The organism is Streptococcus parasalivarius, assembly GCF_054785155.1.
This window is the reverse complement of the sequence record NZ_BAABOB010000009.1, coordinates 25,385-50,361: the sequence shown is the minus strand read 5'-3', so window position 1 is coordinate 50,361 and position 24,977 is coordinate 25,385. Positions and strand designations below refer to the sequence as shown.

General features: G+C 39.1%; 24 protein-coding genes. 17 read left to right on the top strand and 7 right to left on the bottom strand.

Going from position 1 to position 24,977, the window contains the following annotated elements; genetic code table 11:
- Positions 1 to 6 precede the first annotated feature (6 nt).
- The gene (metF, locus tag ACYVQ1_RS08995; RefSeq protein WP_461250467.1) at positions 7 to 882 is read left to right on the top strand and encodes a methylenetetrahydrofolate reductase [NAD(P)H]; all 876 of its coding nucleotides are present in this window, start codon (positions 7 to 9) and stop codon (positions 880 to 882) included.
- A 138-nt stretch (positions 883 to 1,020) separates the two neighbouring features.
- Here metF and ACYVQ1_RS08990 read toward each other — a convergent pair whose 3' ends face one another.
- From ACYVQ1_RS08990 to ACYVQ1_RS08975, 4 genes are all read right to left on the bottom strand, one after another.
- A complete protein-coding gene (locus ACYVQ1_RS08990) occupies positions 1,021 to 2,739 on the bottom strand; it encodes a phospho-sugar mutase (RefSeq protein WP_049546052.1) in 1,719 nt (572 codons plus the stop codon).
- A gap of 81 nt (positions 2,740 to 2,820) precedes the next feature.
- On the bottom strand, positions 2,821 to 3,393 hold the full coding sequence (locus ACYVQ1_RS08985; protein WP_461250466.1) for an ECF transporter S component: 573 nt from the start codon (positions 3,391 to 3,393) through the stop codon (positions 2,821 to 2,823).
- 28 nt (positions 3,394 to 3,421) lie between these two features.
- Positions 3,422 to 3,967, bottom strand: coding sequence for a phosphopantothenoylcysteine decarboxylase (gene coaC / locus ACYVQ1_RS08980; RefSeq protein WP_461250465.1), 546 nt, complete (start codon positions 3,965 to 3,967; stop codon positions 3,422 to 3,424).
- A complete protein-coding gene (locus tag ACYVQ1_RS08975) occupies positions 3,960 to 4,643 on the bottom strand; it encodes a phosphopantothenate--cysteine ligase (RefSeq protein WP_461250464.1) in 684 nt (227 codons plus the stop codon). Before ACYVQ1_RS08975 ends, coaC begins: the two co-directional genes overlap by 8 nt.
- Positions 4,644 to 4,836: 193 nt before the next feature.
- Between ACYVQ1_RS08975 and ACYVQ1_RS08970 the strand changes: the two genes are divergently transcribed.
- From ACYVQ1_RS08970 to ACYVQ1_RS08960, 3 genes are all read left to right on the top strand, one after another.
- Positions 4,837 to 6,507: a formate--tetrahydrofolate ligase gene (locus ACYVQ1_RS08970; RefSeq protein WP_461250463.1), complete on the top strand. Its 1,671-nt coding sequence runs from the start codon at positions 4,837 to 4,839 to the stop codon at positions 6,505 to 6,507.
- 199 nt (positions 6,508 to 6,706) lie between these two features.
- Complete coding sequence (locus ACYVQ1_RS08965) at positions 6,707 to 7,381, top strand: response regulator transcription factor (protein ID WP_002891134.1); 675 nt, start codon at positions 6,707 to 6,709, stop codon at positions 7,379 to 7,381.
- On the top strand, positions 7,371 to 8,786 hold the full coding sequence (locus ACYVQ1_RS08960; RefSeq protein ID WP_461250462.1) for a sensor histidine kinase: 1,416 nt from the start codon (positions 7,371 to 7,373) through the stop codon (positions 8,784 to 8,786). The genes ACYVQ1_RS08965 and ACYVQ1_RS08960 overlap by 11 nt, the downstream gene beginning before the upstream one ends.
- A gap of 85 nt (positions 8,787 to 8,871) precedes the next feature.
- On the opposite strand, the gene rpsT is transcribed toward ACYVQ1_RS08960, so the two are convergent.
- Positions 8,872 to 9,108 carry a 30S ribosomal protein S20 gene (gene rpsT, locus ACYVQ1_RS08955; RefSeq protein ID WP_037597891.1) on the bottom strand — a complete coding sequence of 79 codons (237 nt, stop codon included), beginning with the start codon at positions 9,106 to 9,108 and terminating at the stop codon, positions 8,872 to 8,874.
- Positions 9,109 to 9,177: 69 nt separating this feature from the next.
- Positions 9,178 to 10,098: a type I pantothenate kinase gene (gene coaA, locus ACYVQ1_RS08950; RefSeq protein WP_461250461.1), complete on the bottom strand. Its 921-nt coding sequence runs from the start codon at positions 10,096 to 10,098 to the stop codon at positions 9,178 to 9,180.
- A gap of 113 nt (positions 10,099 to 10,211) precedes the next feature.
- On the opposite strand from coaA, the gene ACYVQ1_RS08945 reads away from it, so the two are divergent.
- The 8 genes from ACYVQ1_RS08945 to ACYVQ1_RS08910 all read left to right on the top strand — a co-directional run bounded on the left by ACYVQ1_RS08945 (position 10,212) and on the right by ACYVQ1_RS08910 (position 17,961).
- Positions 10,212 to 10,802, top strand: a complete 591-nt coding sequence (locus ACYVQ1_RS08945) for a class I SAM-dependent methyltransferase (protein ID WP_110981457.1) — start codon at positions 10,212 to 10,214, stop codon at positions 10,800 to 10,802.
- Positions 10,799 to 12,076 (top strand): pyrimidine-nucleoside phosphorylase, encoded by a 1,278-nt coding sequence (locus tag ACYVQ1_RS08940; protein WP_461250460.1) that lies wholly within the window; start codon positions 10,799 to 10,801, stop codon positions 12,074 to 12,076. Before ACYVQ1_RS08945 ends, ACYVQ1_RS08940 begins: the two co-directional genes overlap by 4 nt.
- Positions 12,077 to 12,109: 33 nt before the next feature.
- Positions 12,110 to 12,772, top strand: a complete 663-nt coding sequence (gene deoC / locus ACYVQ1_RS08935; protein WP_461250459.1) for a deoxyribose-phosphate aldolase — start codon at positions 12,110 to 12,112, stop codon at positions 12,770 to 12,772.
- Entirely contained in the window at positions 12,759 to 13,157 is a 399-nt protein-coding gene (locus ACYVQ1_RS08930) for a cytidine deaminase (RefSeq protein ID WP_002891126.1), read from the top strand. The genes deoC and ACYVQ1_RS08930 overlap by 14 nt, the downstream gene beginning before the upstream one ends.
- A 67-nt stretch (positions 13,158 to 13,224) precedes the next feature.
- Positions 13,225 to 14,289: a BMP family lipoprotein gene (locus ACYVQ1_RS08925; protein WP_277619197.1), complete on the top strand. Its 1,065-nt coding sequence runs from the start codon at positions 13,225 to 13,227 to the stop codon at positions 14,287 to 14,289.
- Positions 14,290 to 14,404: 115 nt separating this feature from the next.
- Positions 14,405 to 15,943 carry an ABC transporter ATP-binding protein gene (locus tag ACYVQ1_RS08920; protein ID WP_461250458.1) on the top strand — a complete coding sequence of 513 codons (1,539 nt, stop codon included), beginning with the start codon at positions 14,405 to 14,407 and terminating at the stop codon, positions 15,941 to 15,943.
- Positions 15,936 to 17,003 (top strand): ABC transporter permease, encoded by a 1,068-nt coding sequence (locus ACYVQ1_RS08915; protein WP_004184109.1) that lies wholly within the window; start codon positions 15,936 to 15,938, stop codon positions 17,001 to 17,003. The genes ACYVQ1_RS08920 and ACYVQ1_RS08915 overlap by 8 nt, the downstream gene beginning before the upstream one ends.
- Position 17,004: 1 nt before the next feature.
- On the top strand, positions 17,005 to 17,961 hold the full coding sequence (locus ACYVQ1_RS08910) for an ABC transporter permease (protein WP_461250457.1): 957 nt from the start codon (positions 17,005 to 17,007) through the stop codon (positions 17,959 to 17,961).
- Between the two features lie 105 nt (positions 17,962 to 18,066).
- Here the strand turns inward: ACYVQ1_RS08910 and ACYVQ1_RS08905 are convergent, their stop codons facing one another.
- Positions 18,067 to 18,702 (bottom strand): MBL fold metallo-hydrolase, encoded by a 636-nt coding sequence (locus tag ACYVQ1_RS08905; protein WP_461250456.1) that lies wholly within the window; start codon positions 18,700 to 18,702, stop codon positions 18,067 to 18,069.
- 95 nt (positions 18,703 to 18,797) lie between these two features.
- On the opposite strand from ACYVQ1_RS08905, the gene ACYVQ1_RS08900 reads away from it, so the two are divergent.
- The 5 genes from ACYVQ1_RS08900 to ACYVQ1_RS08880 all read left to right on the top strand — a co-directional run bounded on the left by ACYVQ1_RS08900 (position 18,798) and on the right by ACYVQ1_RS08880 (position 24,927).
- A complete protein-coding gene (locus ACYVQ1_RS08900; protein ID WP_461250455.1) occupies positions 18,798 to 21,284 on the top strand; it encodes a bifunctional DnaQ family exonuclease/ATP-dependent helicase in 2,487 nt (828 codons plus the stop codon).
- Positions 21,285 to 21,441: 157 nt separating this feature from the next.
- Positions 21,442 to 21,924: a cell wall elongation regulator TseB-like domain-containing protein gene (locus ACYVQ1_RS08895; RefSeq protein WP_347105003.1), complete on the top strand. Its 483-nt coding sequence runs from the start codon at positions 21,442 to 21,444 to the stop codon at positions 21,922 to 21,924.
- A 4-nt stretch (positions 21,925 to 21,928) separates the two neighbouring features.
- Positions 21,929 to 23,110, top strand: coding sequence for a pyridoxal phosphate-dependent aminotransferase (locus tag ACYVQ1_RS08890; protein WP_461250454.1), 1,182 nt, complete (start codon positions 21,929 to 21,931; stop codon positions 23,108 to 23,110).
- 36 nt (positions 23,111 to 23,146) lie between these two features.
- Positions 23,147 to 24,493, top strand: coding sequence for an asparagine--tRNA ligase (asnS, locus tag ACYVQ1_RS08885; RefSeq protein ID WP_461250453.1), 1,347 nt, complete (start codon positions 23,147 to 23,149; stop codon positions 24,491 to 24,493).
- 26 nt (positions 24,494 to 24,519) lie between these two features.
- Positions 24,520 to 24,927, top strand: a complete 408-nt coding sequence (locus ACYVQ1_RS08880; RefSeq protein ID WP_461250452.1) for a hypothetical protein — start codon at positions 24,520 to 24,522, stop codon at positions 24,925 to 24,927.
- The last annotated feature ends 50 nt before the right edge of the window (positions 24,928 to 24,977 follow it).

Sequence of the window (24,977 nt, the reverse complement as noted above, 5' to 3'; positions counted from 1 at the left end):
TAAAATATGACAAGCCAAACACCATCACTCTCTTTTGAAGTATTTCCACCCAACCCAGCAGTGGGTAATGAAAAAATTCTACGTGCCCTCGAGGATATGCAAGGATTGGCCCCACACTTTATCAGTGTGACAGCTAGTAATAACAAATATAATATCAAAGAGACGACGGTTCCTTTGGCAGATCATATTCAAAATGACCTAGCTATCCCAACGATTGCTCACCTTCCAGCTATCTATTTGAGTAAAGAAAAGGTTGCTGATACCTTACGTGACTTGGATGCTGTTGGTGTACACCGTATCTTAGCCCTACGTGGCGATATTATCCCAGGTGTTGAACCTCTTAAAGATTTTAGATATGCAACTGATTTGATTGAGTTTATCAAGGACCAAGCTCCTCAATTTGATATCATCGGTGCCTGCTATCCTGAAGGGCATCCCGATTCAGCAAATCAAATCTCTGATATCCAAAACCTCAAGAAAAAGGTTGATGCAGGTTGTTCTAGCCTTGTAACCCAACTCTTCTTTGATAATGAGCGTTTCTATGATTTTCAAGATAAATGTACCTTGGCTGGCATTGACGTACCAATTCATGCTGGAATTATGCCTATCTTGAATCGTAACCAAGCTCTACGTTTGCTTAAAACTTGTGAAAATATCCATTTGCCACGTAAGTTCCGTGCCATTTTGGATAAGTATGAACATGACCCTGAGTCACTTAGAGCGGCAGGTCTTGCCTATGCTATTGACCAAATTGTCGACCTTGTTACGCAAGATGTTGCAGGCGTTCACCTCTATACCATGAATAATGCAGATACTGCTCGTCATATTCATGAAGCTACTCATTCTTTGTTTAAGCATCATTCACAAGTTGGTGCTCTATAATTGAATCATAAAAATACCACCTATAGATTAATCTATAGGTGGTTTCGTGGTTTTAGTATGAAAAAGATGACTTGCTTACGTAATCCTAGTATTGTCATGCATAAAAAAGACTTAGAGCTTAGCTCTAAGTCTCAAGTATTATTCGCCCACGAAAGCATTGATTTCTGCTTCGATGTTAGCAATTTTTTCTTTAGCATCTGCTTCAGATTCACCAACTGTAGCAATGTAGAATTTGATTTTTGGTTCTGTACCTGAAGGACGAACGGCAAACCATGAATCATCAGCCAAGATGTATTTAAGTACGTTACTTGGAGGAGTTGTTAATTTTTCAACGCCGTCAGCAGTAGTAGCTGTTTGTTCCAAGAAGTCTTCTGTCTTAGCAATGTCTGTGTTATTGAATTGTTTAGGAGCATTTCCACGGAATTTATCCATGATTTTCTTAATTTCAGCAGCTCCGTCAACACCTGAAAGAGTAACAGAGATTGTTTTTTCTGCGAAGTAGCCATATTGTTTGTAGATTTCTTCGATACCGTCTGCCAAAGTCATACCACGTGAACGGTAGTAAGCAGCAATTTCAGCTACGATAAGAACGGCTTGGATAGCATCTTTGTCACGTACGAATGGTTTGATCAGATAACCGAAGCTTTCTTCGAAACCAAGCATGTAAGTATGGTTGTGTTGTGTTTCAAATTCATGAATTTTTTCACCGATAAATTTGAAACCAGTCAAGACATTAAACATAGTCGCGCCGTAGCTTTCTGCAATCTTAGTTACCAACTCAGTTGATACGATTGATTTACAGAGGGCAGCATTTTCAGGAAGCGTACCAGCTGTTTTGTGAGCTTCAAGAATATATTTAGCAATGATAGCTCCGATTTGGTTACCAGAAAGGTTGAGGTAAGAACCGTCTGGTTGGCGGATTTCAACACCAAGACGGTCAGCATCTGGGTCAGTTGCAACCAATACATCAGCGTCTACTTTGCGGCCAAGTTCTTCAGCAAGAGCAAAAGCAGCTTGGCTTTCAGGGTTTGGAGATTTAACAGTTGAGAAGTCAGCATCTGGAACAGCTTGAGCTTCAACAACTTGAACTGCTTCAAATCCAGCTTGCGCAAGAGCACGACGAGCCAACATTTCACCAGTACCATGAAGTGGAGTGTAGACAATCTTCATGTCGCGACCGTATTCATTGATCAAGTCTTGGTTGATGTTAACGCCTTTCACTTCTTTCAAATATTCAGCGTCGACGTTTTCACCGATAACTTCAATCAAGCCACTGGCTTTGCTTTCTTCAAGGTCAGCCAATTGGACAGTGAATGGATTTTCGATAGCACGGATGTAATCTGTCAATGCATCCGCATCAGCAGGTGGCATTTGTCCACCATCTTCACCGTATACTTTGTAACCATTAAATGGAGCAGGGTTATGGCTAGCTGTTACCATGATACCTGCAAATGTGTGGAGGTGACGAACAGCAAATGACAATTCAGGTGTTGGACGTAGGCTTTCAAATACATAAGATTTGATACCATGAGCAGCCAAAACTTGAGCAGATTCAAAAGCAAACTCAGGAGAGAAGTGACGGCTATCGTAAGCGATAGCCACACCACGTTTTTTAGCTTCTTCCCCTTTTGAATCAATCAATTGAGCCAAACCTTCAGTTGCTTGGCGAACAACGTAAATGTTAATGCGGTTAGTACCAGCACCAATCAGACCACGCATACCTGCAGTACCGAATTCAAGGTTGGTATAGAAGGCATCTTCTTTCGTTTTTTCATCCATTGCGACCAACTCATCACGAAGGTAAGCAGGCAATTCAGCGAAGTCGAGCCATTTTTGATAATTTTCAGTGTAAGACATAGCAATCTCCTTTATATTTTTAAACGCTTACATTATACCATAATTAAAAGAAAAAAACATGGTAATTACCATGTTTTTTCTTTATTTTTTCAATCTTAATAATACAGGTGTGATACTTAGGGTTAGCAGGCCAGCGATAATCATTTCAGCAATCGAATTTGTTGTGAAAATGGTTGCCATTAGTGTTTTACCACCCGCTGTGTAGAAGTTAGGGATTAAGAAGTAGATGCCAATAAGTACGAAAAATGTATTTGTGAAAGCACCTAAAACCCCAGATAGCGTCAAGCCTAGACGGTTTTGAAGTAACTTGTAGACAAAGTAGGGGAAAATACCGATTAGGATGCGAGGGACGATGGCAATGACAGCAGATGCCCAAGTTCCCCCTTCCACAAAAGGACTAAAAAGATAACTACTTACTGTATAGATGATAGTGTTTCGAACAATACTCATAATTCCCATAAAACCGCCTAAATATGCTCCAATTTTAGGACCATAGACGATACTAGCAATAATAACTGGGATGTGCGTTAGGGTTGGTTTAATTGGAAGTGCAAAAGCGGCAAAGATGGTTTGACTGAGTACTTCGATAACAACCATAGTCGCTATCAAGAGCGCTAACTGCGCTGTTTGGTTTGCTTTATTTTTCTTATTCATCATAAACTCCTTTTTATTCTCTACAAGGCTATTTTGTTAAAGCATTGTCAATGGATTCAATAATGTCATCGATATCAGCTAAGGCACCGCTTCCCGTATCTCCACAAGCCAGTAAACCTGATTTTGGAAGAATTTCTTGGTAGCCAAGGTCATGCAAAGTATCTAAATTTTTCCTAGTCAGTGGATTCTCATACATTTTCGTATTCATTGCAGGGGCAATTAGTTTTGGGGTAATGCTAGGTAAAGCTAAAGCAGTAGCAGTAAGCATATTATCGGCCATACCATGTGCTAATTTGGCAATGGTATTTGCTGAAGCTGGTACTACAATAAAGAGGTCAGCTTCTTTTCCTAAGTCAATATGATTAATACGTTCAGCTAATTTTTCTTCCATGACATCAGTGTGAACGGGGTTCTTCGAGAGAACTTGAAGTGTCAGAGGGGTGATAAAGGCTTGAGCAGCTTCAGTCATAATGACGTGAACATCATAACCTTTTTTCTTTAACCTGCTTGTTAGATCGGCTGCTTTATAGGCAGAAATTGATCCTGAAACAGCAAGGATGATACGTTTAGTCATGGCATATCCTTTCAAATAAAGCTCGAGCAATTGCAGCTTTGGTCCTAACCTTCTCCTCACTTTTTTCGTCAACTAGATAGGCAATATGTTGATCTGGAGAAATATCACTCAAGTCGTTTGCGACAATGATATCTGCTTTGTTGCGTTTCAGACTTGCACGAGCAACCTCAAAAAGCTCATCTTTACTTACATTAACCAAAAGTTTGAAGCCAATCAACTGAATAGTAGGATTCCATTGTTTAACAAGGCTAATGACCTTAGGTGTTTTTTTAAGAAAGAGAACTTGATACTCTGAAGCTGAAGATATCTTGCTCTCAGTGTTAGACTTATGCAAGAATTGAGCGAGATCTTCGGTAGCCTCTAATTCAGCGAAATCCGTCATATAAACAGGCGTATAATCAGAGACTGCCATACTATGGATGAGGACATCGTGCTCTTTGACGAGTGGCTCCATTTTTTTGAGGAGACTATCTACGTTCGTAATTTCTGTAATCTTTAGATTTTCTTTCGGTTCTGGTTTAACCGCTGCCTTGGTCGTTACTAAGGTTACTTGGTGCCCCTTAGCCAAGAAAAGTTCAGCGATTTCCTTACCTAGATAACCTGTTGAATGGTTTGTGATTCCACGCACAGCATCAATCTTTTCAGTGGTACCACCCGATGTAATCAAAATTTTCATAGTAGTATTGTACTAAAAATTGAGTTTTTAGTAAATAATAGAAGGTCTTTTTTAGTTGTACCCCTATAAATTAAAGTTATAACGATTTATAACAAAACAAAAACCGAACATTGAAAAGTAATTAACCAAAAATAATGTGTTTTTTATGAAACTTTGTTATAATAGATTCTAGAAAAATATAGAGGAGTGTCTCATGAAAACAGATATCGAAATTGCTCAAAGTGTAGAATTAAAACCAATCACAGAAGTAGTTGAAAAAGTTGGAATCGGCTTTGACGATTTGGAACTCTACGGAAAATATAAGGCAAAATTGTCATTTGATAAAATCAATGCAGTCAAAGACAATAAACCAGGAAAATTGATTTTGGTAACAGCCATCAACCCAACACCAGCTGGTGAAGGGAAATCAACTATGTCAATTGGTCTTGCAGACGCTCTGAACAAAATTGGTAAGAAAACGATGATTGCCCTTCGTGAACCATCTCTTGGTCCTGTTATGGGGATTAAAGGTGGTGCTGCAGGTGGTGGTTACGCACAAGTCCTTCCGATGGAAGATATCAACCTTCACTTTACAGGGGATATGCACGCTATCACCACAGCTAATAACGCTTTGTCTGCTCTCCTTGATAATCATATTCACCAAGGAAATGCACTCGGTATTGACCAACGTCGTATTATCTGGAAACGTGTAGTTGACCTTAATGACCGTGCGCTTCGTCATGTAAATGTTGGTCTTGGCGGTCCCCTTAACGGTATTCCACGTGAAGATGGTTTTGACATTACTGTTGCATCTGAAATCATGGCGATTCTTTGCTTAGCTACTGATATTAAAGACCTTAAAGAACGTTTGGCTAACATTGTCGTTGCTTACCGTTATGACCGTACACCTGTTTATGTGCGTGATCTTGAAATCGAAGGTGCGCTTACACTTATTCTTAAAGATGCCATCAAACCTAACTTGGTACAAACAATTTATGGGACACCAGCTTTGGTACACGGTGGACCATTTGCCAACATTGCTCATGGATGTAACTCAGTTCTAGCTACATCTACAGCGCTACGTTTGGCAGATTATACAATTACGGAAGCAGGTTTCGGTGCTGACCTTGGTGCTGAAAAATTCCTTGATATCAAGACTCCAAACCTCCCAACAACTCCTGATGCTGTTGTTATTGTTGCGACACTTCGTGCCCTTAAAATGCACGGTGGGGTAGCCAAAACGGACCTCTCTGAAGAAAATGTTCAAGCTGTTCGTGATGGCTTCGCTAACTTGAAACGTCATGTGGAAAATGTTCGTAAATTCGGTCTTCCTGCAGTCGTTGCTATTAACGAGTTTGTTGCTGATACAGAAGCTGAAATTGCAGCCCTTAAAGAACTTTGTGCAGAAATCGATGTTCCTGTTGAATTGGCTAGCGTTTGGGCTAATGGTGCTGATGGTGGTATTGACCTTGCCAACGCGGTAGTTGATGCTGTTGAAAATGGGAATGCTGACTATAAACGTCTTTATTCTGATGATGATAGCTTGGAAGAAAAAATCACTAAGATTGTTACTGAAATCTATGGTGGTAAATCAGTTTTCTTCGAGAAAAAAGCTAAAAATCAACTCAAACAGTTTGCAGAATTTGGTTGGGACAAATTGCCAGTATGTATGGCTAAAACACAATATAGTTTCTCAGATAACCAATTCTTGCTTGGAGCACCAGAAGGTTTTGATATCACTATTCGTGAGTTTGTTCCTAAAACAGGTGCTGGATTTATCGTGGCTCTTACAGGTGATGTTATGACCATGCCAGGTCTTCCAAAAGCTCCAGCAGCCCTTAAAATGGACGTTTCTGAAGACGGAACAGCTGTTGGTTTGTTCTAAGAAAAAATAACGATAAAAGGGCAGTACCTATTGGTGCTGTTTTTTCGTTCCAGTTATGAAAAACTTAAGGAAAGTATAGTAGACTGAATCTAAATAAAAGAAGATCAAAGCACTAGATGATTATGTGTATTTTAGATATAATGATAAGACTTAGTCAAAGTGTTCTTTGTATCTTTGACACCTAACAAGGGGGATAACTATGATTAAAATACTACTAGTAGAAGATGATTTGAGTTTGTCCAACTCAGTTTTTGATTTTTTAGATGACTTTGCTGATGTTATGCAGGTCTTTGATGGTGATGAAGGCCTCTACGAAGCTGAAAGTGGCGTCTATGATTTGATTCTTTTAGACCTTATGTTGCCTGAAAAAGATGGTTTCACGGTTCTTAGAGAATTACGCGAAAAAGGTGTAACGACTCCTGTTCTTATCATGACGGCAAAGGAAAGTCTAGACGATAAGGGACACGGCTTTGAACTGGGGGCAGATGACTATCTAACCAAACCTTTCTATTTAGAAGAGCTGAAGATGCGTATTCAAGCACTTTTGAAACGCTCTGGTAAATTTGACCAAAACACACTTTCTTTTGGTGATGTTCGTGTCAATCTTGCTACAAATTCAACCTTTGTGGGTGATAAAGAAGTAGAACTTCTTGGTAAAGAGTTTGATTTATTAGTTTACTTCTTACAAAATCAGAATGTGATTTTGCCTAAGTCACAAATTTTTGACCGTCTTTGGGGATTTGATAGTGATACTACGGTATCAGTTGTTGAAGTATACGTTTCTAAAATTCGTAAGAAACTTAAAGGAACAGACTTTGCTGCCAACCTCCAAACCTTGAGAAGTGTGGGGTACATTTTGAAGAATGCTGACTAAATTTTTCAATTATCTCTTTAGGAGAATCAAGTCAGAAGGATTTAAGTCTTTCATTCATTTCTTTGCCACTTTTTCTGGTATTTTCCTTGTCATGACTGTCATGATTTTGCAGATTCTGAGTTACGGTGTTTATTCCAATGTGGACTCTAGTCTGAAAATGGCAGCGACTAAGACCAATTCTTATTTAGAAATGGAAATGCTAAAACGGGAACTATTTCTGACCTCTGAGGTAGATCAAAATAATACGACAACCATTTATCAGGCTTATGATACTAAAAGCTCTACAGATGAAACACCTGACTCGAGTGGCTCTAAGAAAGAATCTAAGAAGGAATCAAAGATGAAAGATGCCCCACACGATTTATCTGTTGCTGCTAATACCAGTGTTTTAGTGCTTGATAAGAATGGAGAGGTCCTCAATGCAGTCGACAAATTTTCTAGTTTATCCAATTTACCAATAGATAAAAATAATATTGATGTAATCAGTAAGGGAAGTGCTCAGAATTATTTTGATCAAACGGAAAAGTACCGTCTGATTACTGAAAAAGTTGATAATAGTCTCTATCCTGATGCTAAGTACGTTGTGATTGCCATCAATACGACGCAATTAGAAGAAGCCACTGAACGATATGTAAAACTAATTGTCATTATGATGAGCTTTTTCTGGCTACTATCCATAGCTGCTAGTTTGTATTTGGCAAAATGGTCAAGACGGCCTATACAGGAAAGTCTGGAGAAGCAGAAGGCATTTGTTGAGAATGCTAGCCATGAGTTACGTACGCCACTTGCTGTGATTCAAAACCGACTAGAGGCGCTTTTCCGCAAGCCGGAGAGCACCATTTTAGATAATTCAGAGAATATTGCTTCAAGTCTTGATGAAGTACGTAATATGCGTCTTTTGACAACTAATCTTTTGAACTTGGCTCGTCGTGATGATGGCATAAAACCAGAAGTCGAAACCTTAGATTCTTCTTTCTTTGATACAGTATTTACTAATTATGCCATGATTGCTGAAGAAAACGAGAAAGGATTTACGGCCCAAAACCAAGTTAGCCGTCCAATTCAGACTGATAAAACGCTACTGAAGCAGCTAATGACGATTTTATTTGATAATGCTATTAAGTATACAGAAGATGATGGACATGTTATCTTTACGGTTCGCACTAATGACCGACATCTTTATATTTCGGTAGCTGATAATGGTCCTGGTATATCAGATAGTGATAAGAAAAATATCTTTGATCGATTTTATCGAGTAGATAAGGCTAGAACCAGACAAAAAGGTGGGTTTGGACTGGGCTTATCACTAGCGCAACAAATTGTTTTAGCTCTTAAAGGAACAATTGTTGTTAAAGATAATCAACCCAAAGGAACGATTTTTGAAGTTAAGATCACTGGAGTTTAATTAATAAAGAAAACCTGCTAGCTTATGGTCTAGCAGGTTTTTATGTTATAAGGTAATAAAAAAAACTCCTAAATGGAGCTTTCAATTAGTTAGCCAATTTAGCTGCAAGGCGTGATTTATCGCGGCTTGCTTTGTTTTTATGAATCAAACCTTTAGAAGCGGCTTTATCGATGCTAGCAGATGCAGCACGGTAAGCTTCTTCAGTTGGGTTAGCGTTGAATGCTTTGATAGCAGTACGCAAAGCTGATTTTTGAGCTGAGTTTTGTTCGTTTTGTTTAACGTTAAGTTCAGCGCGTTTGATAGCTGATTTAATATTTGCCAATGTTTTCACCTCCAAAATTTATCTAACTATGTCATTATACGTTATTTTAGACCCCTTGGCAAGCTTTTTCTATTTTTTTAAGTGGATGAAGTCGATTTTATGATTGTCTCCCTTATGAAGAATCAGTTCGGCTCGGCTTCGTGTAGGTTCGATATAATTTTCCAGGTTAATCAAATTGATATCACGCCAAGTTTTTTGTGCTAAAGATAAAGCTTCGTCTTTACTAAATTTAGTAAAACGATGGTAATAGTTATTTTCATCTTTCTTGGCGAGCTCAAGAAGGGTTTGAAAACGTTCGAGATACCATGATTCGATATTATTAACTTCAGCATCAATGTAAAGAGAAAAATCGAAATAGTCACTCATGTAGAGTCGTTGGTTAATAGGATTCTGGAAAACATTAATCCCTTCGACAATCAAAAAATTGGGCTGTCTGATTTCTTGTGTAAGACCTGGTACAATATCATAAATTTCATGGGAGTAAACAGGAATATTGATATCACCACCATTTTTTATAGTATCTAAAAAATTGAGAAGAAGCGGCATATCGTAGGATTCAGGGAAACCCTTACGGTTAAGGATGTCTTTTTCTTTCAAGACTTGGTTAGGATAGAGAAAGCCATCGGTTGTTACAAGTTCAACCTTAGATTGGGGGAAGGTACGTTGTAACAAGAGTTGAAGCAAACGACTGGTAGTGGATTTGCCAACAGCAACTGAACCAGATACCCCAATAATAAATGGACGATTAGTCTGTGATTTTTGTAAAAAGATACTCTTAGAAAAGGTTAAATCATTGGCTGTTTTCTGATAGATACGAATGAGATTGATAAGGGGAAGATAAATATCACTAACTTCTTGCACATCGATCTTGTCATTAAGACTACGAATGGAATCAAGTTCTTCCGCAGTCAATGGGGCATTACCTTCTTTATGAAGGCGTTGCCACTCCTTACGTGATATCGTTTCGAAATTGATAAATTCATTTAACATAGCTAACATTATAGCAGAAAAAAAGCCGGAATGTAAGCCTTATCATATCACTAGCCTTACTTTGGTATTTATGATACGATAAAGGGAAAAGACTATCTAGAAGGAAAAAAATAATGTCAAAAATGTATTATGCTGAGACGCCAGATGCGGCTCACGATATTCATGATTTAAAGGTAAATTTGTTAGGAGAAAGTTTTCAGTTTTATACGGATGCTGGGGTTTTCTCTAAAAAAATGATTGATTATGGAAGTCAAGTGCTTTTGAGTGCATTAGATTTGGAGGCTGGAAACACACTATTAGATGTGGGCTGTGGCTACGGTCCTCTTGGTATTAGTTTGGCCAAGGTACAAGGAGTCAAAGTCACAATGATTGACATCAATAGTAGGGCAATTGATTTAGCGAAACAAAATGCTGAACGAAATAAGGTTGAAGCTACTATTTTCCAATCGAATGTCTATGAAAATGTTACTGGAAGTTTTGACTATATTATTTCTAATCCACCTATCCGTGCTGGGAAGAAGGTGGTTCATCAAGTTATTGAGGAGGCATATGATTATCTCAATCAAGGTGGTAACCTAACTATTGTTATTCAGAAAAAACAAGGAGCTCCGTCAGCTAAAGCTAAGATGGAGGATGTGTTTGGTAATGCTGAAGTCGTTAAAAAGGATAAAGGATATTATATCCTTAGAAGTGAGAAAATATGAGAACAGTTGATTTAATTGAAAAGAAAAGAGATGGAGGCGAGTTAAGCACAGAGGAAATTTCATATCTCATTAATGGCTATGTGTCTGGGAAAATTCCAGACTATCAGATAGCTGCACTGGCGATGGCAATTTATTATCAAGGAATGTCTATTCGTGAAATTCATGATTTGACCACTGATATGGTTGCTTCAGGTGAACAATATGATTTGTCGGAAATTCCAGGTGTTAAGGTAGATAAACATTCGACCGGTGGTGTTGGCGATAAGGTAACCATCATCCTTATGCCACTTGTAGCTAGCTTTGGTGTTCCAGTAGCTAAGATGAGTGGTCGTGGTCTTGGACATACAGGTGGAACGATTGACAAATTAGAGTCTATCAAAGGCTATCAGGTTGAGCGTAGTAAGGAAGAGTTTATTCAGCAAGTTAAAGACATTGGAATTTCCCTCATTGGTCAGTCTGAGCATTTAGTTAAGGCTGATAAACTTCTTTATGCCTTGCGTGATGTCACTGCAACAGTAGATTCCATTCCTCTAATCGCAAGCTCTGTTATGTCCAAAAAAATTGCAGCAGGTGCTGATAAGATTTTATTGGATGTTACTGTTGGTCAAGGTGCTTTCATGAAAAACATGTCTGATGCTGAAAAATTATCAGAGACCATGGTTGCATTAGGACATGAGGTTAATCGTGAAACAATTGCAGTTATTACAGATATGAGCCAGCCACTAGGTAAAGCTATTGGTAACCGCTTGGAAATCACTGAGGCCATTGAAATTATGAAAGGTAAGGGACGTGAAGACATCACTGACTTTATCTGTGAGTTAGCTGAGATTCTATTAGATTTAGCTCAAGTTGAAGCTAATCAGGAAGAGATTCGTCATCACTTAGTGGGTGGAAAAGCCCTTGCTAAGTTTGAAGAACTCATTCAAGCTCAGGGTGGTGATTTGACTGATCTTTATCGTCATAGCAGTGCTCCTGTCGTTACAGATATTTATGCCCATAAAACGGGTTATATTATAGAGTTGCCTGCTATGGCGTTTGGGAAATTTGCCATGCAATTGGGAGCAGGTCGAGCTACTAAGTCAGATAGTCTTAATTATGAAACGGGAATTGTATTTGAAAAGAAAGTTGGCGATGCAGTAGCTCAAGGAGACCTTATTGCCAAGGTCTATAGTCAAGAAATTTTATCTGAAAAAATGCTGACTGAATTTGAAAAAAATGTTATCATTGATAGTGAATGTAAAGAAACGACAGAAATATTAAAGATAATCCGCTAAGCCTTAATTTTATACTAATCAAGGAGTTTGTTTATGTCTGTTAATAGCTATATTGACCATACCCTACTAAAAGCTGATGCTAATAAAGAACAGATTCTTTCCTTAATTGATGAGGCTAAGAAGTATGAGTTTGCCAGTGTCTGTGTTAATCCAACTTGGGTTAAAACGGCAGCTGAATTGCTTAAAGATAGTTCTGTTAAAGTTTGTACTGTGATTGGTTTCCCTTTGGGAGCATCGACCTCTGCAGTTAAGGCTTTTGAAGCCAAGGATGCTATTGCCAATGGGGCAGATGAAGTTGATATGGTAATCAATATCGGTGCTCTTAAATCTAAAAATCTTAAATTAGTCGAAGACGACATTAAAGCTGTTGTTGAAGCTAGTGGAAGAAAACTTGTAAAGGTTATTATTGAAACTTGTCTTCTGACCGATGAAGAAAAGGTCGAAGCTTGCCAATTAGCTAAACTGGCAGGTGCAGATTTTGTGAAGACCTCTACGGGTTTTTCTACTGGTGGCGCAACAATTGAAGATATTGAACTTATGCGAGAGGCTGTTGGTCCTACTATGGGAGTCAAGGCATCTGGTGGAGCACGCACACTTGAGACGGCTCAAGCCTTTATCAAAGCTGGTGCAACCCGTATTGGTACTTCGTCAGGAGTTGCCATTATGAAAGGTCAAGAAAGCCATGATAGCTACTAAAAAAGAGCAAGTAATAAAAGCAGCACAAGAAGCAGCTGAAAATGCCTATGTTCCTTATTCTCGTTTTAGAGTTGGAGCAGCATTGCTTACAAAGGATGGGCAAATTTTTCAAGGCTGTAACATTGAGAATGCCTCATTCGGATTGACCAATTGTGCAGAGAGGACAGCCATTTTTAAGGCGGTATCCGAAGGGTATAGAGATTTTGAATGTCTTGCAGTCTACGGAGATACCAAAGATCCCATCTCACCATGTGGTGCTTGTCGCCAAGTAATGGTGGAATTTTTAAAATCTGATTCTAAAGTGATTCTTATCGCTGAAGATAACTCGACAGTCGAGATGACAGTCGGAGAGTTGTTACCATACTCTTTTACGGACTTACAATAGTCTAGTTGTTTTATTCTTTATTAAGCAAGTTTTCTTGCAAGTTATAGGAGGAGTGTTCAAGATGAAATTGAACAAGAAAATTATCGGGCTTGGCCTTGTTGCTGTAGCAGCACTTGGTCTTGCAGCATGTGCACGTGGCGGACGCGGAGGATCATCAGCTGATTCAAAAGTTAAAGCTGCTATCGTTACAGATACTGGTGGGGTTGATGATAAATCATTTAACCAATCAGCATGGGAAGGTCTTCAAGCTTGGGGTAAAGCTAACAAACTTGAAAAAGATTCTGGCTACAATTACTTCCAATCTGGTTCAGAATCTGACTTTGCAACAAACTTGTCTTCAGCACAAAGTCAAGGCTACAATCTCATCTTTGGTGTTGGTTTTGCTCTTCATGATGCAGTAGCAGACGCAGCTAAAGAACACGAAGATGTGAACTATGTAATTATTGACGATGTTATTAAAGATCAAAAGAACGTTGAGAGTGTTTTGTTTGCAGATAATGAAGGTGCTTACCTTGCAGGTATCGCAGCAGCTATGCAATCAAAAACAAATAAAGTTGGTTTCATCGGTGGTCAAACATCAGACACAATTACACGTTTTGAAGCTGGTTTCACAGCTGGTGCTAAGTCAGTAAAACCTGACATTGATGTCCAAGTTCAATATGCTGAATCATTCTCTGATGCAGCTAAAGGGACAACAATCGCTTCAACAATGTATGCTTCAGGCGTTGACGTAATCTATCAAGCTGCTGGTGGTACTGGTACTGGTGTCTTCACAGCTGCTAAAGAAGTTAACGAAAAACTTGATGCTGAAAGCGATAAGAAAGTATGGGTAATCGGTGTTGACCGTGACCAAACAGCAGAAGGTAATTATACATCTTCAGACAAGAAAAAATCTAACTTTGTTTTGACTTCAACAATCAAACAAGTTGGTACAGTTGTTAAAGATATTGCTAACGGACAAGTCAAAGGCGATAAATTCGAAGGTGGTAAAACTAAGACTTACGGTATCAAAGACGGTGGTGTTGACATTGTAACGTCTAATCTTCCTTCAGATATCAAGGATGCAGTAGAAAAAGCTAAAGAACAAATCAAAAATGGTGAATTGAAACCAACTGATGGTCTTAGCAAATAATAGTTAAGTATAAGTCTTTATAGAACTTAGACTGAGACAAATTTTTGTCTCAGCAAAGGGAAGCAGTTAATGATCCCCTTTGCTGAAATAAAAATTATTCTTGGAAGGAGATTGTATGACGAAGCCAAATGTCATTGAGATGCACAATATTACCAAAAAATTTGGTGAATTCGTGGCAAATGACCATATCAATCTTGATGTGAGACAAGGAGAGATCCATGCCCTCCTCGGTGAAAATGGTGCAGGTAAGTCAACTTTAATGAATATGCTTTCAGGTCTTTTGCAACCTACGAGCGGTACCATTAAGGTTAAAGGACAAGAGGTGACGATTGATTCACCATCTAAAGCAACGAAACTGGGGATTGGGATGGTTCACCAACACTTTATGTTGGTTGAAGCTTTTACAGTTGCTGAAAATATCATCCTTGGTAGTGAGGTAACTAAAGCTGGTGGTGTCCTTGATATGAAGAAGGCTATCAAGGAAATTACTGAACTCTCTGAAAGATACGGTCTTGCGGTAGATCCAACTGCCAAAGTTGCAGATATCTCTGTTGGTGCTCAACAGCGTGTTGAAATCCTTAAGACTTTGTATCGTGGGGCTGATATTTTGATCTTCGATGAGCCGACTGCGGTATTGACTCCGTCTGAAATTACTGAACTTCTAAACATTATGAAGACCTTGGTTAAGGAAGGCAAGTCGATTATTCTGATTACCCATAAGTTGGATGAAATTCGAGCAGTTTCTGACCGTGTCACTGTCATTAGACGTGGTAAATCAATTGATACGGTAACGATTGAAGGGTCAACAAATGCTGACTTGGCCGAAATGATGGTCGGCCATCAGGTTTCCTTCAAGACAGAGAAAATTCCTTCAAATCCAAAAGAAGTTGTTCTTTCTATTAAAGATTTGGTGGTTAACGAGAACCGAGGAATTCCTGCTGTTAAAAATCTATCATTAGAAGTTCGTGCTGGTGAGATCATCGGTATTGCCGGTATCGATGGCAATGGTCAGACAGAACTTGTCCAAGCAATTACAGGACTTCGTAAAGTTAAGTCAGGTGATATTACCATCAAGGGTGAATCGATTATTCATAAGACAACTCGTCAGATTACTGAAATGAGTGTTGGTCATATTCCTGAAGATCGTCACCGTGATGGTATGGTCCTTGAAATGACAGTTGCTGAAAATATCGCTCTTCAAACCTACTACAAAGACCCAAATTCTAAGAATGGTATCTTGAACTATAATGTCATCAATGCTAAAGCGCGTGAATTGATGAAAGAATTTGATGTTCGTGGTGCAGGAGAGTTAATTGCTGGTGGTGAATTGTCAGGTGGTAACCAACAAAAAGCTGTTATCGCTCGTGAGATTGACCGTGACCCAGAACTTCTTATTGTAAGTCAACCAACTCGAGGTCTTGACGTTGGTGCCATTGAGTACATCCGTAAACGTATTATCGCAGAACGTGATAAAGGTAAGGCTGTGATTGTTGTCAGCTTTGAATTGGATGAAATTCTTGATATGTCAGACAGAATTGCAGTTATCTATGATGGTGCAATTCAGGGAATTCTAGATCCTGCTGAAACGAATAAGCAAGATCTTGGTATTCTTATGGCTGGTGGACAATTGAATAAGGAGGAAGCAAATGTCTAAAAAAGTACAAAATTGGGCAGTTCCTTTAATTGCTGTCCTCTTGGGAATGCTGATTGGAGCCGTTTTGATGTTGATTTTCGGTTACGATCCATTCTGGGCTTACTATGATCTTTTCACAACGGCCTTCGGCTCATTGAAAAATATTGGTGAAATTCTTCGTGCAATGAGTCCGCTGATTCTGATTGCCCTAGGATTCTCTGTTGCATCTAAGGCAGGTTTCTTTAACGTTGGTTTGCCAGGACAAGCCTTGGCAGGATGGGTTTCTGCCGTATGGTTTGCTTTGTCATTCCCTGACTTACCAAAGGTGATTTCAGTTATCTGTACAGTCATTATCGGTCTGGTTGCAGGTGGTATTGCTGGGGCTATTCCAGGTATTCTCCGTGCTTACTTGGGAACTAGTGAGGTCATTGTTACCATCATGATGAACTACATCATTTTGTATGTAGCAAACAATATTATTCGCTTTGGATTTACAGCTGATATGTTGCGTTCTTCAGAAGCTTCTAACAAGGTTGTAGCATCAGCTAGTTATCAAACGGAGTACTTATCTCAAATAACTGGTGGTTCGCGTTTCAATATTGGTTTCTTCCTGGCTCTTGCGGCTGCCTTCTTAGTTTGGTTCTTGCTTAAGAAAACAACAACTGGTTTTGAAATTACATCTGTAGGTCTTAATCCTCATGCTTCAGAGTATGCAGGGATGTCATCTAAACGTGTTATTATCATGTCAATGATTATCTCAGGTGCTCTATGTGGTCTTGGAGGAACAGTAGAAGGACTTGGTACATTCCAAAATGTCTTCGTTCAAAACGCTTCATTGGCTATCGGTTGGAACGGTATGGCGGTTGCGCTTTTAGCGTCTAACTCACCTATCGGTATCCCATTTGCCGCCCTTCTTTATGGTGTTTTGTCTATTGGTAAGAGTGGTATGATTGGTGTTCCACCTGAAATTATCGATGTTGTTTCAGCCTTGATCATCTTCTTTGTTGGTGCTAATTACATCATTAGATATTGGGTTCGCCCTCGTCATAAATCAGTGAAAGCTAAAGGAGGACAAAACTAATATGGACTTTATTACAATTATAGCCTTAATCGTTGCCTCTATGTTGAAATATTCAGCACCATTGATTTTTACAAGTATCGGTGGAACTTTCTCTGAACGAGGCGGTATCGTAAATGTCGGCCTTGAAGGAATTATGGTAATTGGTGCTTTCGCAGGTGTCCTCTTTAACTTGACTTTTGCAGAAAGTTTTGGAGATGCGACACCTTGGATTGCTGCGATTGTAGCAGGTCTGGTTGGTGTTCTCTACTCATTGCTCCATGCTGTTGCGACAATTAACTTCCGAGCTGACCATGTTGTCTCTGGTACAGTGTTGAACCTTATCGCACCATCTTTGGCAGTATTCTTGACACGTGTTATCTATGGTGCTGGTCAAACACCTGCTATCAGTCATAACTTTAAGACTGTATCATTCCCAATCTTGAATCATATCCCTTTCTTGGGTAAAGTTTTCTTCACTAATGTTTCTTTGGTAGCATATGTTGCTATCTTGGTTTCAGTAGCATCATGGTGGCTCATCTTTAAGACGCGCTTTGGTTTGCGACTTCGCTCAGTTGGTGAACACCCACAGGCAGCAGATACACTTGGGATTAACGTCTATCGTATGCGTTACTATGGCGTTATGATTTCGGGCTTCCTTGGTGGAGTTGGTGGTGCGGTTTATGCACAATCAATCTCAAACAATTTTGCCGTTACAACAATTGCAGGTCCTGGTTTCATCGCCTTGGCTGCTATGATTTTTGGTCGTTGGAGTCCAATTGGAGCTATGCTCTCAAGTTTGTTCTTTGGATTGTCACAATCATTGGCAATCATTGGAAAACAGCTTCCACTCATTTCACATGTACCAAATGTGTATTTGCAAATTGCACCATATATCTTGACAATTATTGTCTTGGCTGCTTTCTTCGGTAAAGCCGTTGCACCTAAAGCAGATGGTGTTAACTATATCAAATCTAAATAAGCACTCTACAGTGTCTCAGATAAGAAGGTCTATCGGCCTTCTTTTTTATTCGAATAAAAAAAGCATGTCAATACTAACTAAAGTAGGTATGACAAGCTTTTGTTTTTATGAAAAATGTGGGTTAAAGACCTTCTCGTGACCAATAGTGGTATCCCATCCATGTCCTGGGGAAACTTTGTAGTGGTTAGGAAGTGTAAAAAGTTGCTCTTGAATACTAGTGAGTAATTGTTCGTGGTTCCCTGTTGGAAGATCCCAGCGTCCAATTGTTTCTTTAAAGAGGGCATCACCAGAAAATACAGTTTCTTCTCTATCAAAGATAAAAGAAACACCTCCAATAGAGTGTCCTGGAGTTGGAACAACTTTAAACTGAAAGTTCTTGATGTTATAATCTTCAGTAAAATCGAAGTAGTGTTCTGCAGGATTGACAATAACGTCTTCCATATCGTCGTGACGTGGGAGTCCAGATAAATTATCAATAGGACTCATCAACCAGTCTTTTTCAGCTTCAGCAACATAGACAGGAGGATAATTATATGCCTGACGGACTGCCTCAACACTCATAATGTGGTCGTAGTGTGTATGTGTCAAAAGGATAGCAGCAACTGTTTTATCGATTACTTTAAGTTCAGCTAAGATAGCAGAAGTATCACTTCCTGGATCAATGACTAGACAGGCTGTATCGTTTTCTAAAATATAGGTGTTTTCCTGAGCAACAGGATTTAAAATTCGTCTTATTTTCATAGTTCTAGTGTAGCACGAATTTCAGGCTTTTTCCAATATCAGAATGATGGCTTTGTCTTTTTTTGGTGCTTTGTATATGCTATAATAAGGTCACTATGAGTGAAAAAAACACGAATAAATATGCCATTGTTGATTTGGAAGCAACCTCCGCTTCGTCAACGGCTAGTATTATACAGGTGGGAATTGTTATCATGCAAAATGGTCAGGTGGTTGACGAATTTGCGAGTGATGTTAACCCACACCAAGAACTCGATGAGCACATTGTTCATTTAACAGGAATTACCGATCAGCAGTTGGCCCAAGCACCAGATTTTTCAGAAATTGCCAGAACAATTTTTGAACTGATTGAGGACTGTATTTTTGTTGCCCATAATGTTAAATTTGATGCCAATTTGCTTGCAGAGGCACTTTTTATGGAGGGTTTCGAATTAAGGACGCCTCGTGTTGATACGGTCGAATTGGCTCAAGTCTTTTATCCAACGTTCGAACAATATAAGTTATCTCATTTATCCAAGGTTCTTAATCTTGACTTAGCTCAAGCCCATACCGCTATTGAAGATGCGAGAGCGACCGGACAGCTTTTGTTTCATTTGATGGATAAGATTGCCAGCCTACCTAGACAGACCATTGAGATGCTTTTGACTTTTTCAGATAATCTTCTTTTTGAGACTGAGTTGGTTATTCGTGATGCTATAAGAGGTCAAAATTTAGGTCTTTCAAAGGAATATGTCATGCTTGAAGAATCTGGAATTGTTCTTCGTAGACCTGTGGCTTATAAGGCGGAACGAAAACTGTCTCAAGATTTTGCTACCAATATTGCTCTCTTAGATTTAGAGTCAAGACCTAAACAAAGAGAGTTTGCTGAGGCAGTGAGGAAGGAGCTTGATAATACTGCTATTTCCATGATTCAGGCTCAGACTGGAATTGGGAAAACCTATGGCTATTTGCTTCCCTTGTTAGCACAAGCCGATGTCGATAAAGTAGTAGTAGCTGTTCCAACCAAGCTTCTTCAAAATCAGATTATGAATCAGGAAGCTAAAGCATTATCAGATGTCTTTAATGTTAACTTTCATAGTCTCAAAGGACCTCAGAATTATATCAAGTTAGATGCCTTTTACCAGACCTTACTTCGCCAGGACAGTAACCGTTTGATTAATCGTTACAAAATGCAACTCTTAGTTTGGTTGACTGAAACGAAGACAGGAGATCTTGATGAAATCAGACAAAAACAGCGCTATATGGCTTATTTTGATGAGATTAAGCACGATGGTAAGTTAAAGGTGGATAGTCTTTTTGCTGAATATGATTTTTGGCAACAGTCCTACCAAAAAGCCCAAGAAGCTAGGGTAGTTGTGACCAATCATGCTTATCTTTTGACGCGTATGGAAGATGATCATGATTTTGTTCGAGGAAAAACCCTTGTGATTGATGAGGGACAAAAGATGGTTCTGGCTTTGGAACAATTTTCACGTCATCAAGTCAATCTTACGATCCTTTTGCAACATATCCATCGTATTCTTGATAGTGGTAATCAAACCTTACTTCAACAACGCTTGCTCGAAAATTTGCAGTTTGAAGTTAGCCATCTAATCCAAGAACACCAACAATTTCCTCAGAAGCAGTATAATCGCCAGCAATTAGATTGTTTGCTACAAACCATTTCTGAACTGGAAGGTGAAAGTGATTTGATGGAGATGTTGTCTCCACTGAAGACACCCCTTTACAGCCATTTTTGGCTTGAAACAGACTATTATCAGGAACATCGTGTGACTTATTTAAAGGCGTCACGTCAAGAACTCTTAGAACTTTCAGCTTATCTACCAAGTGCTCAAAAAGTGATAATTGTTTCAGCAACTATTGATGTAGGACCTGATGTTGATGTGGCTGATTTGTTGGGCTTAAAACAGGTACGCAAGGTTAGCCTTCCAATGGACACTTTACCCAATCAAGCTATTTGGATTGATCAAAGCATGCCTATGATTGGAGTTTCTTCTGAGGAGGAGTATGAAGTTGCTCTTGCAAAGCGTCTCCAGAAGCTATCTGAAATGGAATATCCAATTTTAGTACTATTCACGTCTCGAAAGAGTATGATGGCTGTTTCGGATTTATTGGATCATAGGGAAGTTCGTCACCTAACTCAAGAGAAAAATGGGACAGCTTTTAATGTCAAAAAACGTTTTGATAGAGGTGAGACCAATCTCCTTCTTGGTATGGGGGCATTCTGGGAAGGTGTTGACTTTGCTCAACAAGATAGGGTAATTGAGGTTATTGCACGTCTGCCGTTTGACAATCCTAAGGATCCTTTCTATCAAAAGATTGAATCTTGGTTTTCTAAGCAAGGAAAGAGTACCTTTGAGAGTTACAGTCTTCCAATGACGGTTTTACGTTTCAAACAAGCTATCGGACGTGCCCAAAGACGCCCAGAACAGCGTTCAGCTATTCTTCTTATGGATAATCGCCCACTCGTTAAGAGCTATGGAAAACTATTTCTAAAAGAAGTCACACAAGAAGTGGCGCTTAAGTATGCTAAGTTTGAGCAAGTCGAAGAGGATATTAAGGATTTCTTAGAAAAAGAAAGTTAACTTTTTAAAACAAACCTTTTCTAAGATTACTCAGGCTTTATGAATTTTACTGAGTTATAAAAAAGATAGACTTAATTGCTCAATACTAGCTATATTGCTATGTAAAGATTTATCATTTTCTGATATAATAAATTCAGAAACTTTTTTAGGAGGCATTATGCGTAAACAACGTTCACCTTGGACAAAAAAGCAACAGCTTATTTTTGGAATAATTGTAATCGTTGTGACCTTAATTGCCTCTGTGACTGCTATTCTTATTGTAGCGACTAAGCCTTACGTAGACGCTGAAAAGAAGGTTATTGCCATAGCAGAGAGCAAAGCAGGCATAAGGACTGTTACTGAATTTGATATCTACCATGGTGAGTCTACCTATTACGGACTTCTTGGAAAGTCTAGTCAAGGTGAGAAGCTGGCTGTTATCATGAGTCCTGATTCAGGTGTGGTTGATATCTACAAGCAATCTGATGGTATTAGTAAGTCAGTGGCTAAGAAAGCTGCTAAGGCCTATGGTGCTAAGGAGATATCCTATGTCCACCTAGGAAAATATGGCAAAACTCCTATTTGGGAAGTGAAGTCAGGAACCCAGTATTATCTGGTTGATTTTATCTCAGGTCAGGTTATTAAAGTGGAAGGACTATAATGAAATGACAAAATTATCAAATCGTGTATTACAAATGGAAGAAAGTGTTACTTTAGCTGCCAGTGCGCGTGCTAAAGCTCTTAAAGCTCAAGGACGTGATATTTTGAGTTTGACACTTGGTGAACCAGATTTTGTAACACCTAAGAACATTCAAGATGCGGCCATTGCTTCTATTGAAAATGGTAAAGCAAGTTTTTATACCGTGGCTTCTGGACTTCCGGAACTCAAGGATGCGATCAGCACTTACATGAAAAATTTCTATGGTTATGCTGTGAAACCAAATGAGGTTGTTGTCGGCACTGGAGCTAAGTTTATCTTATATGCTTTCTTTGCTACAGTCATTAATCCTGGTGATGAAGTCATTATTCCAACACCTTGCTGGGTTTCTTACGTAGACCAAGTTAAAATGGTTGAGGGTGTTCCGGTTACTTTCCAAACGACTGAAGCTAATCACTTTAAAGCAACGGTTGAACAACTTGAAGCTGCTCGAACTGAAAAAACTAAGGTTGTCTTGCTTAATTCTCCATCAAATCCAACAGGAATGATTTACAGCAAGGAAGAATTGCAAGCAATCGGTGACTGGGCGGTTGAGCACGATATTTTGATTTTAGCAGATGATATCTATGGTCGTTTGGTCTATAATGGCAATACTTTCACACCCATTTCTAGTCTTTCAGATGCGATTCGTAAGCAAACAATTGTGATTAATGGTGTTTCCAAGACCTATGCTATGACAGGTTGGCGTGTGGGATTTGCTGTAGGAGATCCAGAAATTATTTCAGGAATGGCGAAGATTATTAGCCAAACAACATCAAATCTTACAGCAGTTTCCCAATACGCTGCTATTGAAGCCTTAACTGGTGATCAGTCTTCTATCGAAGAAATGCGTCAGGCCTTTGAAGAACGTTTGAATACAATTTATCCACTCCTAGCTGAAGTACCTGGTTTTGAAGTCATCAAACCTCAAGGTGCCTTTTACCTCTTCCCTAATGTAAAAAAAGCGATGGAAATCAAGGGTTATACAGATGTCAATGATTTTACAAATGCTATTCTTGAAGAGGCTGAAGTGGCTTTGGTAACAGGTGCAGGATTCGGCGCACCTGAAAATATTCGTCTTAGCTATGCAACAGATTTGGATACTTTGAAAGAAGCAGTTCGCCGAATCAAAGCCTTTATGGAAAAATAGAATTAATATAGATTAACAGAAAAGAGAAGTAATTACATGTCTAAACAATTAGTTTCAATTATTGATGTGCCTAAACACGTGGGTGAAGAAATCACTATCGGTGCATGGGTAGCTAACAAATCAGGTAAAGGGAAATTGGCCTTTCTTCAATTGCGTGACGGAACTGCCTTCTTCCAAGCTGTAGCTTTCAAACCTAACTTCATCGAAAAATACGGTGAAGAAGAAGGTACTGAAAAATTTGATACTGTTAAACGCCTTAGCCAAGAAACATCAGTTTATGTGACTGGTGTGGTCAAAGAAGATGAACGTTCAAAATTTGGTTACGAGTTGGATGTGACAGCAGTAGAAGTCATCGGTGAGTCACATGATTACCCAATCACACCAAAAGAACACGGAACTGACTTCTTGATGGATAATCGTCACCTTTGGTTGCGTTCACGTAAACAAATGGCTGTCCAACAAATTCGTAATGCCATTATTTACGCAACATACGAATTCTTTGATAAAAATGGTTTCATCAAATTTGATAGTCCAATTTTGTCAGGAAATGCTGCTGAAGATTCAACAGAATTGTTTGAAACAGATTACTTTGGTACTCCTGCTTACCTAAGCCAATCTGGTCAGCTTTACCTTGAAGCTGGTGCAATGGCTCTTGGTCGTGTCTTTGACTTCGGTCCTGTTTTCCGTGCTGAAAAATCAAAAACACGCCGTCACTTGACTGAGTTCTGGATGATGGATGCTGAGTATTCATTCTTGTCACATGATGAGTCACTTGACTTGCAAGAAGCTTACGTTAAAGCACTTATTCAAGGTGTGATTGATCGTGCGCCACAAGCTCTTGAAATCCTTGAACGTGATGTGGATCTTCTTAAGAAATACATTGCTGAGCCATTCAAGCGCGTGTCTTATGATGAAGCTATCGACCTTCTTCAAGCACATGAAAATGATGAAGATACAGATTACGAGCACCTCGAACATGGGGATGACTTCGGTTCACCGCACGAAACTTGGATTTCAAACTATTTTGGTGTTCCAACATTCGTCGTTAATTACCCAGCAAGCTTTAAGGCCTTCTACATGAAACCTGTTCCTGGTAATCCAGAGCGCGTTCTTTGTGCAGACCTTTTGGCTCCAGAAGGTTATGGTGAAATCATCGGTGGTTCAATGCGTGAGGATGACTACGATGCGCTTGTTGCTAAAATGGATGAACTTGGTATGGATCGTACAGAATACGAATTCTACCTTGACCTTCGTAAATATGGTTCGGTACCACACGGTGGTTTTGGTATCGGTATTGAACGTATGGTTACTTTCGTATCTGGCACAAAACACATTCGTGAAGCTATTCCATTCCCACGTATGTTGCACCGTATCAAACCATAAGTAAAATTCTCTAGGAGTGCAAAAGTATGAAAAGATGTTTACTTGGTCTTTTGGCCTTGCTTTTTATGGTGTCAATGGTAGCTTGTAGCAAGTCTACTCCCTCACTAGAGGGTGAATGGCAGGCACAAGATGCCTTAAAGAAGGATTATACGATTGCCTTCAAGAAAGATAAGGTCAAGATTGGTGAGCAGGATTATAACTATACAGTGGATGGTCCTAAGTCTAAAGATGACTTTACCTATTATTCGCTAAAAGTAAAAGATCAGGGGAAAGAGATGTCTTATACGGTATTTTTCCCAACTAAATCCAAAGAGGTTGCTCTTTTTCTACAACCAAATGATGAGAAAGAACCCATTAAGGGTCAAATGCTCTTTGCACTCAATAAAAAGGAAAAACCAGACTACTATGACTATGTCAAAAAGTATCTGAAATAGTAGGAGAAGGATTAGCCTAGTGCTGATTCTTTTCTTTTTGGAATTATATG

Bases quoted from the DNA above. Each gene is read 5' to 3' on its own strand.
- ACYVQ1_RS08975 (WP_461250464.1), bottom strand. From the start codon at position 4,643: ATGAAAATTTTGATTACATCGGGTGGTACCACTGAAAAGATTGATGCT.
- ACYVQ1_RS08965 (WP_002891134.1), top strand. From the start codon at position 6,707: ATGATTAAAATACTACTAGTAGAAGATGATTTGAGTTTGTCCAACTCA.
- ACYVQ1_RS08895 (WP_347105003.1), top strand. From the start codon at position 21,442: ATGCGTAAACAACGTTCACCTTGGACAAAAAAGCAACAGCTTATTTTT.
- ACYVQ1_RS08960 (WP_461250462.1), top strand. From the start codon at position 7,371: ATGCTGACTAAATTTTTCAATTATCTCTTTAGGAGAATCAAGTCAGAA.
- ACYVQ1_RS08945 (WP_110981457.1), top strand. From the start codon at position 10,212: ATGTCAAAAATGTATTATGCTGAGACGCCAGATGCGGCTCACGATATT.
- deoC (WP_461250459.1), top strand. From the start codon at position 12,110: ATGTCTGTTAATAGCTATATTGACCATACCCTACTAAAAGCTGATGCT.
- ACYVQ1_RS08920 (WP_461250458.1), top strand. From the start codon at position 14,405: ATGACGAAGCCAAATGTCATTGAGATGCACAATATTACCAAAAAATTT.
- ACYVQ1_RS08910 (WP_461250457.1), top strand. From the start codon at position 17,005: ATGGACTTTATTACAATTATAGCCTTAATCGTTGCCTCTATGTTGAAA.
- ACYVQ1_RS08940 (WP_461250460.1), top strand. From the start codon at position 10,799: ATGAGAACAGTTGATTTAATTGAAAAGAAAAGAGATGGAGGCGAGTTA.
- ACYVQ1_RS08905 (WP_461250456.1), bottom strand. From the start codon at position 18,702: ATGAAAATAAGACGAATTTTAAATCCTGTTGCTCAGGAAAACACCTAT.
- asnS (WP_461250453.1), top strand. From the start codon at position 23,147: ATGTCTAAACAATTAGTTTCAATTATTGATGTGCCTAAACACGTGGGT.
- ACYVQ1_RS08890 (WP_461250454.1), top strand. From the start codon at position 21,929: ATGACAAAATTATCAAATCGTGTATTACAAATGGAAGAAAGTGTTACT.
- ACYVQ1_RS08985 (WP_461250466.1), bottom strand. From the start codon at position 3,393: ATGAATAAGAAAAATAAAGCAAACCAAACAGCGCAGTTAGCGCTCTTG.
- coaA (WP_461250461.1), bottom strand. From the start codon at position 10,098: ATGTTAAATGAATTTATCAATTTCGAAACGATATCACGTAAGGAGTGG.
- ACYVQ1_RS08990 (WP_049546052.1), bottom strand. From the start codon at position 2,739: ATGTCTTACACTGAAAATTATCAAAAATGGCTCGACTTCGCTGAATTG.
- metF (WP_461250467.1), top strand. From the start codon at position 7: ATGACAAGCCAAACACCATCACTCTCTTTTGAAGTATTTCCACCCAAC.
- ACYVQ1_RS08930 (WP_002891126.1), top strand. From the start codon at position 12,759: ATGATAGCTACTAAAAAAGAGCAAGTAATAAAAGCAGCACAAGAAGCA.
- ACYVQ1_RS08900 (WP_461250455.1), top strand. From the start codon at position 18,798: ATGAGTGAAAAAAACACGAATAAATATGCCATTGTTGATTTGGAAGCA.
- ACYVQ1_RS08970 (WP_461250463.1), top strand. From the start codon at position 4,837: ATGAAAACAGATATCGAAATTGCTCAAAGTGTAGAATTAAAACCAATC.
- coaC (WP_461250465.1), bottom strand. From the start codon at position 3,967: ATGACTAAACGTATCATCCTTGCTGTTTCAGGATCAATTTCTGCCTAT.
- ACYVQ1_RS08880 (WP_461250452.1), top strand. From the start codon at position 24,520: ATGAAAAGATGTTTACTTGGTCTTTTGGCCTTGCTTTTTATGGTGTCA.
- ACYVQ1_RS08915 (WP_004184109.1), top strand. From the start codon at position 15,936: ATGTCTAAAAAAGTACAAAATTGGGCAGTTCCTTTAATTGCTGTCCTC.